We start from the raw sequence: 16245 nt of genomic DNA on the forward strand, positions 1-16245 counted from the left end.
ATGGCACGTTTCTTCATCCACCGCCCCGTCTTCGCATGGGTGCTGGCGCTGGTCACGATGCTGGTGGGGGTCATGGGCCTCAACAGCCTCGCGATCGAGCAGTACCCGCAGATCGCGCCCACCACGGTGCGTGTCAGCGCGACCTATACCGGCGCGTCGGCTGAAATCGTCGAAAGCTCGGTCACCACGGTGATCGAGGACGCGATGACCGGCATCGACGGGCTGACCTACATGACCTCGAACTCGACGCCGGGTTCGACCTCGATCTCGTTGACCTTCGACGACAGCGTGGACCCCGACATCGCGCAGGTGCAGGTCCAGAACAAGCTGCAGCTGGTGACCTCGCAGCTGCCGGACGTGGTGCAGCAGCAGGGCGTGCAGGTCGAACGCTCGACCAGCTCGATCCTGCTGGTGGGCGCGCTGACCGCGCCCGATGGCGGCTACGATTCCGTCGAACTGGGCGATCTGGTCGCGCAGCTGATCGAGGATCCGGTCAAGCGGACCGAGGGCGTGGGCTCCATCAACACCTTCGGTTCGGGCTATGCCATGCGCATCTGGCTGGACCCGATGAAGATGGTCCAGTACCAGGTCACGCCCTCGGACGTGACCGCCGCGGTCGCGGAACAGAACACCAACGTCACGGTGGGCGATCTGGGTGCGCAGCCCAGTGCGCAGGGTCAGCAGATCACGGTGCCGGTCTCGGCGCAGTCGCAGCTGTCCACCGCCGAGGAGTTCGAGCGCATCCTGCTGCGCGTGGCCACCGACGGCTCGACCGTGTTCCTGGGCGATGTCGCCCGGATCGAGATCGGTCAGGAAAGCTATGGCGGGGCATCGCGCCACAACGGCAACCCCGCCGCGGGCTTTGCCGTGAACCTTGCCACCGGCGCGAACGCGGTCGACACCGCCGAACGCGTGCGCCACGTCATCGACGGCATGGAGGGATCGCTGCCCGAGGGCGTCGAGATCGTCTATCCCTACGACACCTCGCCCTTTGTCGAGAAATCCATCGAGCAGGTCTATCACACCCTGGCCGAGGCCGTGGTGCTGGTCTTCCTGGTGATCCTGGTCTTCCTGCAAAGCTGGCGCGCGACGCTGATCCCGGTCATCGCGATCCCGGTCGTGCTGCTGGGCACCTTCGCGATGCTGGCCTTCGCGGGCTTTTCCATCAACACGCTGACGATGTTCGCCATGGTGCTCGCCATCGGCCTTCTGGTGGACGACGCCATCGTGGTCGTCGAGAACGTCGAACGCGTCATGGAAGAGGACGGCCTGAGCGCCGTCGAGGCCACCGAGAAGAGCATGGACGAGATCACCTCGGCGCTGGTCGGCATCGTGCTGGTCCTGTCGGCGGTGTTCCTGCCGATGGCCTTCATGACCGGGGCCACGGGCGTGATCTATCGCCAGTTCTCGGTCACGATCATCACGGCGATGGTGCTGTCCCTTGGCGTGGCTGTCATCCTGACCCCCGCCATGTGCGCCAGCCTGCTGAAGCCGCGCGACCACAAGGGCGGCATCGCGCCCGCGCGCTGGTTCAACCGCAACATGGACCGCGCCACCGACGGCTATGTCGGGACGGTGACGCGCCTGATCCGGCGCCCGCTGCGGTCGCTGATCGTGCTGGTCATCATCGGCTTCGGGATCGCGGCGCTGTTCGACCGGCTGCCGGGCTCGTTCCTGCCCGACGAGGATCAGGGCGTGGCAATCGTGATGATCCAGGGGCCGGACGGCTCGACCACGGAACAGACCAGGGCGCTGGTCGAGAAGGTCGAGAACTACATGCTGACCCAAGAGACCGAGACGGTGGAATCCGTCTTCGCGGCTCTGGGCTTCAGCTTCCAGGGCACCGGCCAGAACAACGCCATCGTCTTCGTCAAGCTGCGCGACTATGACGCGCGCGGCGACGGGGTGGCGGACCTTGTGAACCGCGCCAACGGGTTCTTCTTCACGACGAACCGGCAGGGGCAGATCTTCACGCTGCAACCGCCCGCGATCCAGGGTCTGGGCACCTCGTCGGGGTTCACCATGTACTTGGTGGACCAGACCGGTCAGGGCCAAGACGCGCTGTCGGCGGCCGCCGACCAGCTGGTCGCCACCGCGCAGGAGGACGGCCGCGTCACCAGCCTTCGCGGCAACGACGCCGCCACCCAGACGGCGCTGCAGCTGGACATCGACCAGCAGAAGGCCGCGGCCTTCGGCCTGTCCATCAGCGAGGTGAACGCCATGCTGTCCGTGATCTTCGCGGGCCGCGAGGTGAACGACTTCGCGCTTGGCAACGACCTGCGCCCCGTGATCGTGCAGGGCGAGGCCGACACCCGCAGCCAGCCCGACGACATCGACCGCTGGTATGCCCGCAACTCGGACGGAGAGATGGTGTCCTTCGGCGCGTTCTCGACCCGGTCCTGGGAACAGGAACCGCAGGCGCTGGCCCGCTTCGGCGGCACCCGTGCGCTGGAACTGAGCGGCGCCGCCGTGCAGGGCCTGTCCTCGGGCGAGGCGATGAGCGCGATGGAGGAGCTGGTCGCGGAGATGGACGGCGGATACGGCGCGGCCTGGACGGGGCTGTCCTACCAGGAACGGCTGTCGGGCAACCAGGCGCCGATCCTGTTCGCGCTGTCGGCGCTGGTCGTGTTCCTGGCGCTTGCCGCGCTGTACGAAAGCTGGTCGGTGCCGCTGGCGGTCATGCTGACCGTTCCGGTGGGCATCCTGGGCGCGCTGGCGGCGGCGCTGGTCTTCGGGCAGTCGAACGACGTCTACTTCAAGGTCGGCCTGCTGACGACCATCGGCCTTGCGGCCAGGAACGCCATCCTGATCGTCGAATTCGCCGAGGCACAGATCGCCGAGGGCAAGAACATGCTGGAGGCCGCCGCCATCGCGTCGCGCCAGCGTCTTCGCCCGATCCTGATGACCACCTTCGCCTTCATGCTGGGCGTGCTTCCCCTGGCCATCGCATCCGGCGCGGGTGCGGGGGCGCAGAACTCGATCGGTATCGGGGTTCTGGGCGGCATGGCCTCGTCCGCCGTCATCGGGATCTTCCTGGTGCCGGTCTTCTATGTCGCCGTGCTGACCGTGCGGCGGATCTTCACCCGAAAGGAAAAGACGACGTGACTGTTCGGGCAATTCCCAAGCGCGCGGCCCTGTCGCTGACGGCGCTGCTTCTGATCTCGGCCTGCGCGGCGGTCGGCCCCGAGCCGACGGCCATCCCCGACCCCAAGGTCCAGCCCGCCTTCGAAGAGGGCGACAACACCCCCGTCGGGCAGGTGGGCGCGCGGGCCTTCTGGTCGGACTATCGCGATCCGGTCCTGTCCGACCTGATCGCGCAGGGGCTGACGAACAGCCTGGACATCCTGACCGCGTACGAACGCATCCGCGCGGCGCAGGCCGATGCGCAGGCGACGCGGCCCTGGGCCTCGCAGGTATCGGGCAGCGACGCGACCGTCACCCGCAGCAAGTCGGGCGGCGATGCGACGACCACGAGCTACAGCACCAATTCCAGCCTGTCGGCCAGCTTCGTCTTCGACCTGTTCGGGGGCGCGCGCCGTGAACGCGAGGCGGCGCAATCCGCGCTGGACGCCGCCGAGGCCGAGGCCGAGGTCGTGCGCCTCGCCTGGCTCGCCGAGGTGATCGCCGCCTATGCCGACGCCCGCTATCAGCAGCAGGCGCTGGCCCTGACGCGCGACACGATCAGCGCGCGCGAACGCACGCTGTCGGTCACCCGCGAAATGCAGTCCCTCGGTCTTGCGACCGATTACGACATCGCCCAGACCGAGGCCCTGCTGCAGACCGCCCGCGCGGACCTGCCGTCCTACGAGGCGCAGTTCAACGCTCAGGTCTTCCGGCTGTCCACGCTGCTGAACGTTCAGGCGCGGCCGCTGATGGCGCGCATGTCCTCGGGCTCGGGGGCGCTGCGCATCCCGGCGGGTCCCGGCACCGGCGTTCCGGCGGAACTGCTGCAGAACCGTCCCGACATCCGCCAGTCCCGCGCCGAACTGGGCCAGGCCCTGGCGCAGGTCGGGGTGGCGACGGCGGACATGCTGCCCTCGATCTCGTTGACGGGGTCGGTTTCGGACAGCGACGGCACCGACGGCTGGAGCTTCGGCCCCCGCGTGTCACTGCCGATCACCAACCAGGGCGTGCTGAACGCGACGCGCAACCGCCGCATCTCCGAGGCCCGGCAGGCCGATCTGGAATGGCGCTCCGATGTCGCCGCCGCGGTCGAGGACGTGCAGACCAGCCAGTCGAACCTGCGCCGCTATCGCCAGCGGGTCTCGACCCTGGAGGGGGCGGCGTCCTCGTATGATCGCGCCTACGACCTGGCACGCCAGAACTTCGAGGCGGGCGCCCTGCCCCTGGTGGACCTGCTGGATGCGGACCGCCAGCGTGCCTCGGCGCGGCTGTCGGCGGCAAGCGCGCGAAACGATGCGGCCCAGGAATGGGCCGTGCTGCAGATCGCGACCGGCGCGGGCGCCGCAGTGACGCGCATCGCCGAATGACGAACAGGGGCCGGGCCGCAAAGGCCCGGTTCCCCGACAGTTCGTTCCGATTTTTCAGGAAGATGTTGGTGCGGTCGAGAAGACTCGAACTTCCACTCCGGTTAAGGAACAGCGACCTCAACGCTGCGCGTCTACCAATTCCGCCACGACCGCATCCGGGCAGTGCGGGCGTCTTAGCCGAGCCTTCGTGCCTTGAAAAGAGGTATAATGCAAAAAAGCGCATCCCGTCATGCAAGCTTGGCGATTGACGAAAGCGCCGCCACGCGCCACATCGCCCCCATGGTGGAATGGATCGAAAGCACCGGCCTGACCGGATACGAGGATGCGGTGGCATTCATGGAGGCGCGCGTCGCCGCCATTCATCGCGGCGAGGCCGACGAGGCCGTCTGGCTGGTCGAGCATCCCCCGCTCTATACGGCGGGAACCAGCGCGCGGGCGCAGGACCTGCTGGATGCGCGATTCCCCGTCCACGAGACCGGGCGCGGCGGGCAGTTCACCTATCACGGGCCGGGACAGCGCATCGTCTATGTCATGCTGGACCTGAACCGTCGCGGGCGCGACGTGCGCGCCTTCGTCGCCAATCTCGAGGCATGGGTCATCGCCGCCCTGGCCGAGTTCGGCATCCGAGGAGAGATCCGCGAGGGGCGCGTGGGCGTCTGGGTGCCGCGCCCCGACCGCCCGCCCCTGTTCGACGGCACAGCGCGAGAGGACAAGATCGCCGCGATCGGCGTGAAGCTGCGCCGTTGGGTCAGCTTCCACGGCATCTCGATCAACCAGGATCCGGACCTGTCGCATTACGGCGGGATCGTGCCCTGCGGGATCAGCGGGCACGGCGTCACCAGCCTTGTCGATCTGGGCCTGCCCGTCGAGATGGGCGACCTGGATGTCGCGCTGCGCAAGGGGTTCGAGCAGGTCTTCGGCTGACCTGCGACCAAGGGACCGCTGGACGCCGCCCGCATGGGCGCTAGGCTGCCGCCGAACCATCCGGAGATTTCAGATGCCAAAGGCAGCCACCGCCATCCTTCTTGCATCCGCAGCCATGGCCCACGCGCAGGCGGGCGACCCCGAGGCCGGCGAATCCGAGTTTCGCAAGTGCCGGTCCTGCCACATGATCCAGGACGATCAGGGCAACGACATCGTGCGCGGCGGGCGCATCGCGCCGAATCTGTGGAACATCATCGGCAGCCCGGCCGCGCATCAGGAGGACTATCGCTATGGCGACGGCCTGCTGGCGGTCCGCGAGGCCAATCCCGACTTCGTCTGGACCGAGGAGGAGATGATCGCCTATGTCACCGACCCGACCGCCTGGGTCCGCGAGAAATCGGGCGACGATCGCGCGCGCAGCAAGATGACCTTCAAGCTGAACGCGAACCAGGCCGATCTTGCCGCGTTCCTTGCCCAGAACAGCCCCGACGCCCCCTAGGTCCACGTCGCGCGGTCGTGAGCGAACGTGACCTCGCGCCTTCGTGACGCATTGCCCGAAGCGCGAGGCTGGTCTAAAGAATGCGTGATACGCCGGCTGCCGGGCCGGACTGACGACATCTTGAGGGAGTTCGGGTATGGCAGACGCAGCCTCGCACGGCCACGAAGACCATCATGACACCCGCGGATTCTTCACCCGCTGGTTCATGTCCACCAATCACAAGGATATCGGTATCCTGTACCTGTTCACCGCGGGCCTTGCCGGCCTGATCTCGGTGGCCTTCACCGTGTACATGCGGATGGAGCTTCAGGAACCGGGCGTGCAGTACATGTGCACCGAGGGCGCGCGCTTCTTCGCGGATGCCGCCGCCGAATGCACCCCGAACGGTCACCTGTGGAACGTCATGATCACCTATCACGGTGTGCTGATGATGTTCTTCGTCGTGATCCCGGCCCTGTTCGGCGGCTTCGGCAACTACTTCATGCCGCTGCAGCTGGGCGCGCCGGACATGAGCTTCCCGCGCATGAACAACCTCAGCTACTGGCTGTATGTCGCGGGCCTGCTGCTGGGCATCGCCTCGCTTCTGGCGCCGGGCGGCAGCCAGCAGTCCGGCTCGGGCGTGGGCTGGGTGCTGTATCCGCCGCTGTCGACCAACGAACAGGGCTACTCGATGGACCTGGCGATCTTCGCCGTCCACGTCTCGGGTGCGTCCTCGATCGTCGGCGCGATCAACATCATCACGACCTTCCTGAACATGCGCGCCCCCGGCATGACGCTGTTCAAGGTGCCGCTGTTCGCATGGTCGGTCTTCATCACCGCCTGGCTGATCCTTCTGGCCCTGCCCGTGCTGGCCGGCGCGATCACCATGCTGCTGATGGACCGCAACTTCGGCACCAACTTCTTCAACCCGGCGGGCGGCGGCGACCCGGTGCTGTACCAGCACATCCTGTGGTTCTTCGGCCACCCCGAGGTGTACATCATCATCCTGCCCGGCTTCGGCATCATCAGCCACGTCATCGCGACCTTCGCGCGCAAGCCGATCTTCGGCTACCTGCCGATGGTCCTGGCGATGGCGGCGATCGGGATCCTGGGCTTCGTCGTCTGGGCGCACCATATGTACACCGTCGGCATGTCGCTGACCCAGCAGAGCTACTTCATGCTGGCGACCATGACGATCGCGGTGCCCACGGGCATCAAGGTCTTCAGCTGGATCGCGACGATGTGGGGCGGCAGTGTCGAGTTCAAGACCCCGATGCTGTGGGCCTTCGGCTTCCTGTTCCTGTTCACCGTGGGCGGCGTCACCGGCGTGGTCCTGAGCCAGGCACCGCTGGACCGCGTCTATCACGACACCTACTATGTCGTGGCGCATTTCCACTACGTGATGTCGCTCGGCGCGGTCTTCGCGATCTTCGCGGGCGTGTATTACTGGATCGGCAAGATGTCGGGCCGCCAGTACCCGGAATGGGCGGGCAAGCTGCACTTCTGGGCGATGTTCATCGGCGCGAACCTGACCTTCTTCCCGCAGCACTTCCTGGGTCGCCAGGGCATGCCGCGCCGCTATATCGACTATCCGGTCGAATACGCGTTCTGGAACAACATCAGCTCGATCGGTGCATATATCTCGTTCGCGTCGTTCCTGTTCTTCATCGGGGTCGTCTTCTACACCCTGTTCGCGGGCAAGCGCGTGACGCAGAACAACTACTGGAACGAATATGCCGACACGCTGGAGTGGACGCTGACCTGCCCCCCGCCCGAGCACACCTTCGAGCAGCTGCCGAAGCGCGAGGAGTGGGACCGCACCCCGGCCCACTGAGCGGACGGCACATGCCATATCGCTGGACAGAAGATACGGCCCCGGATGATTCCGGGGCCGTATCTCATCGGCTTGTCCTGTGGCCGCACCGGTCGCTGCCGCGTCGCGGCTTCGTCTGGTTCATCGGGGCAACCATGGCGCTGGTCAGCCTGCCCCTGATCGCGGTGATCGGGACGGCGGCGCTGTGGCCGCTGCTGGTCTTCGTGGCGATCGCGGTGGCGGGGGTGTGGTTCGCGCTGCACCTGACCTATCGCAGCGGCCACGTCCACGAGGTGTTGCGCTTCGACGCGCGCAGCCTGTCGCTGGTTCGCCGCGACCCGGGCCGTGCCGCGCGCGACTGGACGGCCAACAGCTTCTGGGTGCGCGCCCTGATCCGCCCCGGCCCGGTCGAAAGCTATCTGGTGCTGACGGACGGGCGCCGCGAACTGGAGCTGGGCGCGTTCCTGACCCCTGAGGAACGCCGCGCCCTGTCGGATCAGATCACGCGACGGCTTGCCGCCCTGCGCTGATCAGTCGTCATCCACCTTGTCGGGAAGGTCGTCATGGTCGGTCGAGGCGAAATCCTCGAGCTCGTCCTCGGACATGCTGTCATACATGTCCTTCGAGGCGCCTTGAAGGTCCTTGACCTTCGTCTCGCCTCGTTTCGCCGAAAGCGCCGCTCCGGCGGCGCGTTGCTGGGCCTTGGATCTGGCGGGCATGATGTCACCTCCTGCCCGCCCGAACGCGCAAGGAGGCGCGTCAGTTCATCAGCCGCGCCTTGACCATGCCGCCGGCGGCACCGAAATCCATCTGGCCCGCGTGGCGTTCCTTCAGCACGGCCATGACGCGACCCATGTCGCGCAGGCCCTCGGCGCCGGTCTCGGACACGGCAGCGTCGATGGCGGCGCGCGTCTCCTCCTCGGTCATCTGGCGGGGCAGGAACTCCTGGATGATCGTGATCTCCTGCTCCTCCTTGGCGGCCAGTTCCAGGCGGCCGCCCTCTTCGTAGGCGCGGGCCGATTCCTGGCGTTGCTTGACCATCTTGGACAGGATCTGGATCAGATCGGCCTCGGTCAGGGTGCCGTCGCCGTCGCCGGTGCGGGCCGCGATCTCGCGGTCCTTCACGGCGGCACCGATCAGGCGAAGGGTGGACAGGCGGTCGCTGTCCTTTGCTTTCATGGCATCTTTGGTCGCGGCTTGCAGCTTGGCTCGCAGATCCATCTGGCTCTCCATCGGGGCGGGCGACGGAAGGGTCGCACCGGAAAGCTGATCTTCTAGGGCGTGGTTCGATGAATAACAAGCGCGCCAACCCGCTTGACCTTGCGGCCCATGACCCGTAATTGTCGACCGATTTCAGACCAGAGGTGCCAAGATGGCCAAGAAACCGACCGCCTGCCTGGCGCTTGCCGACGGAACGATCTTCTATGGCCAGGGCTTCGGCGCCCCGGGCGAGGTGGTGTCCGAGCTGGTCTTCAACACCGCCATGACCGGCTATCAGGAGATCATGACCGATCCCTCCTATGCCAGCCAGATCGTCACCTTCACCTTCCCCCATATCGGCAATACCGGCGTCACCACCGAGGATGACGAGGCACAGGACCCCGTCGCCAGCGGCATCGTCGTGCGGTGGGACCCGACCGATCCGTCGAACTGGCGCGCCACCGACGAGCTGTCGGACTGGATGGCCCGCCGCGGCCGCATCGGGATCGGCGGCGTCGATACCCGCCGCCTGACCCGCGCCATCCGCCAGCTGGGTGCCCCGCATGTCGTGCTGGCCCATGATCCGGACGGCAATTTCGACATCGAGGCGCTGGTCGCCAAGGCCCGCGAATGGACCGGCCTTGTCGGGCTGGATCTGGCCAAGACCGTCAGCTGCGCCCAAAGCTATCGTTGGGAAGAAGGCGCGTGGGAATGGGGCCAGGGCTTCGGCACCACCCCCGAGCCCAAGCCCTTCAAGGTCGTCGCGCTGGATTACGGCGCAAAGCGCAACATCCTGCGTTCGCTGGTGGCCTTCGGCGCGGATGTCACCGTCCTGCCCGCCACCGCCACCGCGGAAGAAGTCATGGCCCACGAGCCCGAGGGCGTGTTCCTGTCGAACGGCCCCGGCGATCCGGCGGCGACCGGTGAATATGCCGTGCCGATGATCAAGGAACTGCTGAACCGCGACATGCCGATCTTCGGCATCTGCCTTGGTCACCAGATGCTGGCGCTGGCGCTTGGCGCCAAGACCGTCAAGATGGGCCACGGCCATCACGGCGCGAACCATCCCGTCCGCGACAACGAGACCGGCAAGGTCGAGATCACCTCGATGAACCACGGTTTCGCGGTGGACAGCCAGTCGCTGCCCGAAGGCGTCATGGAAACCCATATCAGCCTGTTCGACGGCAGCAATTGCGGCATCCGCATGAACGACCGTCCGGTCTTCTCGGTGCAGCACCACCCCGAGGCCGCGCCGGGTCCGCAGGACAGCCTGTACCTGTTCAAGCGCTTTGCCGATTCGATGCGCGACCGTCGCGCCAAGGGCTGATCCCGGATCGGGGTTAACCCGCCGTTAACCAGGGCGTGTCAGGAAAGGGCGTTCCAGAAGGGATTCGCCCATGGCCCTGACCGCCCTGCTGCCCAAGCCCGCAAATCTTCCCGCCCCCGATATGGGCGTCGTCCTGCGTGGCCCGACCGCCGCGCCGCAGGACCGCCGCACGCTCGGGCAGATCCTGCTCGAGGATGGGGCACTGGACCCGGCGGACCTTCTGCGCGCCACGGTCCTGCAGAAGCAGCGCTCGGCCGACCTGCCGCAGGTGCTTCTGTCCGAGAACCTCGTCGCCCCCGAGGCGCTTGCGCGCGCGCTGTCGCGCAGGTGGCGCACCTCATCCATCGACCCGCAGCTGACACCGCCCGATCCGCGCCTGATCGACGCGGTGGGCGCCGGTTTCTGCCTGACGCATTCGGTGCTGCCCTGGCGGCGCATCGGCGGCGTCACCTGGATCGCAACGGCCCATCCCGAACGCTTCGACGCGATCCTGCCGCTGCTGCCGCAGGGTTTCGGCCATGTCCGCATGCTTCTGTGCAGCGAGGATCAGATCCACCGCAGCGTGCTGGCGCTGCGCGGCACCCGCCTTGTCCGCCAGGCCGAGGCGACGGTCCCCGCCGCCGAAAGCTGCCGGACGCAGGACCAGGCGCGAACCAGCCGCCTTGCGATCGGGGCGATCGCGGTGCTGGCTGCGGGCCTGCTGCTGCAACCCGTGGCCGTCGCGGTGCTGCTGACGATCTGGGCCACGCTGACGCTGGTCACCCAAAGCGGGCTGAAGCTGCTGGCCTTCCTCGCGGCTCGGCGGCACGTTCCGGGCGCCATGTCGCAGGACGCGCCCCTGCCGGTCATTTCGGTCATGGTGCCGCTGTTCAAGGAGAGCGACGTCGCGGGCAAGCTGGTCGCGCGGCTGGCGCGGCTGGATTACCCGCGCCACCTGACCGACCTGCTGCTGGTGATCGAGGCCAGCGACGACGTGACCGAGGCCGCGCTGAAGGGCGCGACCCTGCCCCACTGGATCCGCGTGGTCCGCGTGCCGGACGGCCCGATCAAGACCAAGCCCCGCGCGCTGAACTATGCGCTGAACTTCTGTCGCGGCCGGATCGTGGGCATCTGGGATGCCGAGGATCGCCCCGACCCCGACCAGCTTCACAAGGTCGCCCGCCGCTTTCACGAGGCCCCCGCGGACGTGGCCTGCCTTCAGGGCGCGCTGGATTTCTACAACCCGCGCACCAACTGGCTCGCGCGCTGCTTCACCATCGAATACGCCGCCTGGTTCCGCGTGCTGCTTCCGGGCGTCGCGCAGCTGGGGCTGGTCGTGCCGCTTGGCGGGACCACGCTGTTCTTCCGGCGCGACGTGCTGGAAAAGGTGGGCGCCTGGGACGCCTGGAACGTGACCGAGGATGCCGATCTGAGCGTCCGCCTTGCGCGTCGCGGCTACCGGACCGAGATCATCGAGACGACCACCGATGAAGAGGCGAACTGCCGCGCCCTGCCATGGGTCAAGCAGCGGTCGCGCTGGCTCAAGGGGTATGCGATGACATGGGGGGTCCATATGCGCGATCCCGTCGCGCTGTGGCGCGACCTTGGACCGCGCCGCTTCTGGGGGTTCCAGGTCCAGTTCTTCGGCTCGTTGTCGCAATACCTGCTCGCGCCCGTGCTCTGGAGCTTCTGGCTGCTGACGGCGGGGCTGCCCCACCCGATGCGCGGCCCGCTGGAGGGGTTCCTGGGCGGATGGGTCATGCCCGCGCTGTTCGGCCTGTTCGTCGCGTCGGAACTGCTGTCGATCTTCGTGGGCATGCGCGCCGTTCGCGGCCCCAAGCACCGCCACCTGCTGGCATGGGTGCCGACGCTGCACATCTACTTTCCGCTCGGCTGTCTTGCCGGCTGGAAGGCCATCTACGAGGTGGTGACCAAGCCCTTCTACTGGGACAAGACCGCCCATGGCCTGTTCGTCGAGACGCAGGAACCCGAAGCCCCCGCCCTGCCCGAGGGGCTGGTCCAGATCCCCGTCCTGGGCAAGATCGGCGGGCGGTCCCTGTCCGAAGTCGCCGCCGAGATGCAGGATCAGGCCCAACGCGCGAACCGGGACCGGGTCGCAAGCTAGGGCAGCCGACCTTCGATCAGGGCGGCAATCGCGGCGGCGCGGGTGGCCATGTCGCCTGCCAGTGCCTCCAGCGTCTCGGCGCCGGTCTCTCTCAGCAGGAACTCCTGTCCGCCCTTGCCGATCGTGGCGGCGGCCAGCGGCGCATCGGTCAGAAGCCGCCCCGAGGCGTGGAGCCGCCACAGCCTTCGCCAGCCCGAGGACAGCGCCTCGGCGGTGTCGGCGTCGATCAGCCCGGCGCGGCGGCCCGCCCGCAATTGCGCCAACGTGGCCCGCGCGGGGTCGCCCGCGCGCAGCGCGCAGGACTGGGCGAACAGGTCGATATCCTGCAACCGCCCCTCACCGCGCTTGGCATCGAAATCGCCGGTCGGCGCCTTGGCCGCGAACAGCCGCCTGCGCATGTCGGCCAGATCGCCCATGACCCGCTCGGCCCCGCCGCATTCGCGCAGCACCTGCATCCGCAGCGTTTCCACCTGGTCCGCCAGGCCGGGATCGGCGCCGCCCTGCGCCACGACGCGGGCACGGGTCAGGGCCAGATGCTCCCAGGTCCAGGCCTCGGACAGCTGATAGCTCTCGAAGCTCTGGACCGAGGTCGCGACAGGCCCCTGCCGCCCCGAGGGACGCAGCCGCATGTCCACCTCATACAGCCGCCCCTCGGCGGTGGGCGCGGTCAGGGCCGTGATCATCGCCTGCGTCAGCCGCGCGTAATAGGGCCGCGACGACAGCGGGCGCGGCCCGTCCGAGGCTTCGACCCCGTCCGCGTCATAGATCACGATCAGATCCAGGTCCGAGCCCGCGTTCAACGCCCTTGCGCCAAGCGACCCCATCCCCACCACGACCGCCCCGCGCCCCGGCGGTGGCCCGTGACGCCGCGAGAAGTCCTGCACCGTCACCGGGAACAGCGCCGCGACGCAGGCCCCCGCCAGATCGGCATACTGGACGGCGGCCTCGTCTGCGTCGATCAGGCCGCGCAGGTGGTGGACACCGATGCGGAATTCCCACTCGTGCGCCCAACGGCGCGCGGCATCCAGCGCGCGCTCATATCCGCCACCGGGGGCGTCGGCGGCGCGGGCCAGCACGCGCGACAGCTCGTCGCGCAGCGCCCCCTCGCCCGGCCAGGCCGAGAAGAAGCTGCCCCCCAGCACCGCATCCAGAACCGCGGGATGCCGCGCCAGATAGGTCGCAAGCCCCGGCGCGGTCCCGCAGATATCAACGATCAGGTCGATCAGCTGGGGATTTGCCTCGAACAACGAGAACAGCTGCACCCCCGCCGGCAGCACGGACAGGAAGCTGTCGAAGCGCGACAACGCCTCGGTCGGGTGGCCCGAACGCGCCATCCGGTCCAGCAACGGCGCCTCGATCCGGCGGAAGATCTGCTGGGCGCGGTCCGATCGCAGCGCGGCATAGCCCTGCCAGCGGTCGATGATCGCGCGGGCCTCGTCCGACAGTTCGGGCGCGGGGGCGGCAGGTTCCGACGGGGCGAAGAACTCCTCGGTCAGTTCGTGGACGCGGGCCAGCCGGTCGCGCAGCCCGTCGCGGAACGCCTGCGGATCGGGTTGCGCGCACAGGGCCGCGATGATGCGCAGCCCCTGGTCGTCCTTGGGCAGCGAATGGGTCTGCGCGTCGTTCACCATCTGGATGCGATGCTCGATGTCGCGATGCTGGCGGTAATGGTCGATCAGTTCCTCGGCCACCTCCGGGGGGACCCAGCCCTTGGCGGCCAGCGCGCGCAGCCCGCCCACCGTGTCGCGCTGGCGCAGGTCGCGGTCGCGCCCGCCCGCGATCAGCTGGCGGGTCTGGGTGAAGAACTCGATTTCCCGGATCCCGCCGCGACCCAACTTCAGGTTGTGGCCCGCGACCTCCAGCTTGCCGCCCAGGCCCTTGTGGTCGCGGATGCGCAGCCGCATGTCGTGGGCGTCCTGGATGGCCGCGAAATCCAGGTGCTTGCGCCAGACGAAGGGACGCAACTCGCGTAGGAACCGCTGGCCGGCCGCGATATCGCCCGCAGCGGCGCGGGCCTTGATGAAGGCCGCGCGTTCCCATGTCCGGCCTTCGGCCTCGTAATAGGCCAGCGCGGCGGCGGTCGAGATGCAGACCGGCGTCACCGAGGCATCGGGCCGCAGCCGCAGGTCCGAGCGGAAGACATAGCCGTGTTCGGTCACGTCCGACAGCGTCGCGGCCATGCGCCGGGTCGCCCGGATCAGCGCGGCGCGCGCCTCCATCTGGTCGGCTTCGGCATAGGCGGTCTCGTCGAACAGCACGATCAGGTCGATGTCCGAGCTGTAGTTCAGTTCGCGCGCGCCGCCCTTGCCCATCGCCAGCGCGAAGATGCCGCCCGCATCGGCTTCGGTCGCGGGCAGCTTGCCGCGACGCCGCTCGGTCGCGACATGGGCGCGCAGGGCCAGGTCCACCGCGCGATCGGCAAGATCGGACAGCGCGCCGGTGACATCCTCGAGCGGCCAGATGCCGCCCAGATCGGCCAGCGCGACCAGCAGCGCGACCCGCCGCTTGGCCCGCCGCAGCCCCACCCCGAGCGCGTCGGGGTCCAGGTCCTCGAAGCCCTCGGTCTCGGCGGCGACGATGCCTTCGGGGCGCGGGCCCGCGGCCAGCCAGTCGGCCTCGGACCGGATCAGCCCGGCCAGATAGGGGCTGGACCCCGCCGCGCCCGCGATCAGGTCGCGCAGCGGCGGGTCCGCGTCGGGAAACAGCGCCGCAGCGTCCTGCGCGCGCGTGGTGTCGACGGGGATCGGAATGCGGGTGATGCGGCTGGCCATTGTCATGGGCGGCATGTTCGCGACAGCCGCCGGAACAGTCAACGCGGCCCGTGCGTCGACGCGCAAGGGGATAAGTCGACCTATCCCTTTTCGATGCTTGGCCTGCCATCCAAAGGTTGCTAGGCTTTGCCGGACTTTCGACGTCGCTCGTCCGGATCGCACCGCGCTGCCGAACGACCCGACCCCCGTTCAACCGCCCAACAGCCGAGGTGGCAGGATGCGCCACACCGTTCCGCACGCGCCGCAGTTCTATGTCACCGCGCCCCAGCCATGCCCCTATCTGCATGGCCGCGCGGAACGCAAGCTGTTCACCGCGCTTCAGGGCGACAACGCGGCGATGCTGAACAACGCGCTGTCGCGGCAGGGCTTCCGGCGGTCGCAGAACGTGCTCTATCGTCCCAGCTGCGAAAGCTGCGTGGCCTGCATGTCGGCACGCATCCGGGTGGCGGATTTCGCGCCGTCGCGCACACAGCGCCGGGTCGCGCGCAAGGATGGCGGGCTGCGCCGCGTCGCCACCAGCGCCTGGGCGACCGAGGAGCAGTTCGAGCTGTTCCGCCGCTATCTCGACAGCCGGCACGCCGATGGCGGCATGGCCGACATGGACATCTTCGAATTCGCCGCCATGATCGAGGAAACGCCGATCAAGACCCGCGTGATCGAATATCGCGGCCACCTGTCGGACCTGTCCACGCCCGGCGACGCCGATGACGACCTGATCGCGGTCTGCCTGACCGACGTGCTGGATGACGGGCTCAGCCTTGTCTACAGCTTCTACGAACCGACGCTGCATCACGCCAGCCTCGGGACCTATATGATCCTCGACCATATCGAGATCGCGCGCGCGGCGGGGCTTCCCTATGTCTATCTGGGATACTGGGTGCCGGGCAGCCGCAAGATGGACTACAAGGCCCGCTTCTCGGCGCTGGAGATCTACAAGGGCGGCGCGTGGCAGGATATCGGCGACCCCGCCGACCACGAGGAAGAGGCCCATCCCCTGTCCGTCGATCCCATCGTCGAACAGGTCGCCCGCATCGCCCTGCCGCAATCGAACCGATAGCGCCCGTCGCATCGCGAAACAAAGTTTCAATCCGCGCGTCGATTGCGTCATTTTAACCGCGCGACCCCATTGACCCCGTTC

General features: G+C 67.9%; 12 protein-coding genes and 1 tRNA gene. 9 read left to right on the forward strand and 4 right to left on the reverse strand.

Annotated elements, in window-relative coordinates; translation table 11 throughout:
- Positions 1–3105, forward strand: a complete 3105-nt coding sequence (locus F804_RS0104275) for an efflux RND transporter permease subunit (protein WP_022706512.1) — start codon at positions 1–3, stop codon at positions 3103–3105.
- Positions 3102–4490 carry an efflux transporter outer membrane subunit gene (locus F804_RS0104280; protein WP_022706513.1) on the forward strand — a complete coding sequence of 463 codons (1389 nt, stop codon included), beginning with the start codon at positions 3102–3104 and terminating at the stop codon, positions 4488–4490. Before F804_RS0104275 ends, F804_RS0104280 begins: the two co-directional genes overlap by 4 nt.
- 66 nt (positions 4491–4556) lie before the next feature.
- On the opposite strand, the gene F804_RS0104285 is transcribed toward F804_RS0104280, so the two are convergent.
- Positions 4557–4643: transfer RNA gene (locus tag F804_RS0104285), tRNA-Leu, on the reverse strand.
- Positions 4644–4760: 117 nt separating this feature from the next.
- Here F804_RS0104285 and lipB point away from each other — a divergent pair.
- The 4 genes from lipB (at position 4761) to F804_RS0104305 (ending at position 8235) form a co-directional block, all read left to right on the forward strand.
- Positions 4761–5414: a lipoyl(octanoyl) transferase LipB gene (lipB, locus tag F804_RS0104290; RefSeq protein ID WP_281166810.1), complete on the forward strand. Its 654-nt coding sequence runs from the start codon at positions 4761–4763 to the stop codon at positions 5412–5414.
- Between the two features lie 115 nt (positions 5415–5529).
- Positions 5530–5913 carry a c-type cytochrome gene (locus tag F804_RS0104295; protein WP_022706515.1) on the forward strand — a complete coding sequence of 128 codons (384 nt, stop codon included), beginning with the start codon at positions 5530–5532 and terminating at the stop codon, positions 5911–5913.
- 136 nt (positions 5914–6049) lie between these two features.
- Positions 6050–7726, forward strand: a complete 1677-nt coding sequence (gene ctaD, locus F804_RS0104300; RefSeq protein WP_022706516.1) for a cytochrome c oxidase subunit I — start codon at positions 6050–6052, stop codon at positions 7724–7726.
- A gap of 11 nt (positions 7727–7737) precedes the next feature.
- The gene (locus F804_RS0104305; RefSeq protein WP_022706517.1) at positions 7738–8235 is read left to right on the forward strand and encodes a DUF2244 domain-containing protein; all 498 of its coding nucleotides are present in this window, start codon (positions 7738–7740) and stop codon (positions 8233–8235) included.
- Here F804_RS0104305 and F804_RS0104310 read toward each other — a convergent pair whose 3' ends face one another.
- Positions 8236–8424, reverse strand: a complete 189-nt coding sequence (locus tag F804_RS0104310) for a DUF3008 family protein (RefSeq protein ID WP_022706518.1) — start codon at positions 8422–8424, stop codon at positions 8236–8238.
- Between the two features lie 40 nt (positions 8425–8464).
- A complete protein-coding gene (locus tag F804_RS0104315) occupies positions 8465–8926 on the reverse strand; it encodes a GatB/YqeY domain-containing protein (protein WP_022706519.1) in 462 nt (153 codons plus the stop codon).
- A gap of 151 nt (positions 8927–9077) precedes the next feature.
- Here F804_RS0104315 and carA point away from each other — a divergent pair, with 151 nt between their 5' ends.
- Both carA and F804_RS15620 read left to right on the forward strand, forming a co-directional pair.
- Entirely contained in the window at positions 9078–10232 is a 1155-nt protein-coding gene (carA, locus tag F804_RS0104320) for a glutamine-hydrolyzing carbamoyl-phosphate synthase small subunit (RefSeq protein ID WP_022706520.1), read from the forward strand.
- A 70-nt stretch (positions 10233–10302) separates the two neighbouring features.
- Positions 10303–12336 (forward strand): glycosyltransferase, encoded by a 2034-nt coding sequence (locus tag F804_RS15620; protein WP_022706521.1) that lies wholly within the window; start codon positions 10303–10305, stop codon positions 12334–12336.
- On the opposite strand, the gene F804_RS0104330 is transcribed toward F804_RS15620, so the two are convergent.
- On the reverse strand, positions 12333–15113 hold the full coding sequence (locus F804_RS0104330) for a [protein-PII] uridylyltransferase family protein (protein WP_022706522.1): 2781 nt from the start codon (positions 15111–15113) through the stop codon (positions 12333–12335). The genes F804_RS15620 and F804_RS0104330 overlap by 4 nt on opposite strands.
- A gap of 211 nt (positions 15114–15324) precedes the next feature.
- Here F804_RS0104330 and F804_RS0104335 point away from each other — a divergent pair, with 211 nt between their 5' ends.
- Complete coding sequence (locus tag F804_RS0104335) at positions 15325–16164, forward strand: arginyltransferase (RefSeq protein ID WP_022706523.1); 840 nt, start codon at positions 15325–15327, stop codon at positions 16162–16164.
- The last annotated feature ends 81 nt before the right edge of the window (positions 16165–16245 follow it).

Source organism: Paracoccus zeaxanthinifaciens ATCC 21588 (genome assembly GCF_000420145.1).
In the GTDB taxonomy this organism is placed as follows: Bacteria; Pseudomonadota; Alphaproteobacteria; order Rhodobacterales; family Rhodobacteraceae; genus Paracoccus; species Paracoccus zeaxanthinifaciens.

Coding starts and splice junctions, on each gene's coding strand:
- F804_RS0104305 (WP_022706517.1), top strand. CDS start 7,738: ATGCCATATCGCTGGACAGAAGATACGGCCCCGGATGATTCCGGGGCC.
- F804_RS0104335 (WP_022706523.1), top strand. CDS start 15,325: ATGCGCCACACCGTTCCGCACGCGCCGCAGTTCTATGTCACCGCGCCC.
- carA (WP_022706520.1), top strand. CDS start 9,078: ATGGCCAAGAAACCGACCGCCTGCCTGGCGCTTGCCGACGGAACGATC.
- F804_RS0104295 (WP_022706515.1), top strand. CDS start 5,530: ATGGCCCACGCGCAGGCGGGCGACCCCGAGGCCGGCGAATCCGAGTTT.
- F804_RS15620 (WP_022706521.1), top strand. CDS start 10,303: ATGGCCCTGACCGCCCTGCTGCCCAAGCCCGCAAATCTTCCCGCCCCC.
- F804_RS0104315 (WP_022706519.1), bottom strand. CDS start 8,926: ATGGATCTGCGAGCCAAGCTGCAAGCCGCGACCAAAGATGCCATGAAA.
- F804_RS0104310 (WP_022706518.1), bottom strand. CDS start 8,424: ATGCCCGCCAGATCCAAGGCCCAGCAACGCGCCGCCGGAGCGGCGCTT.
- F804_RS0104275 (WP_022706512.1), top strand. CDS start 1: ATGGCACGTTTCTTCATCCACCGCCCCGTCTTCGCATGGGTGCTGGCG.
- ctaD (WP_022706516.1), top strand. CDS start 6,050: ATGGCAGACGCAGCCTCGCACGGCCACGAAGACCATCATGACACCCGC.
- F804_RS0104330 (WP_022706522.1), bottom strand. CDS start 15,113: ATGACAATGGCCAGCCGCATCACCCGCATTCCGATCCCCGTCGACACC.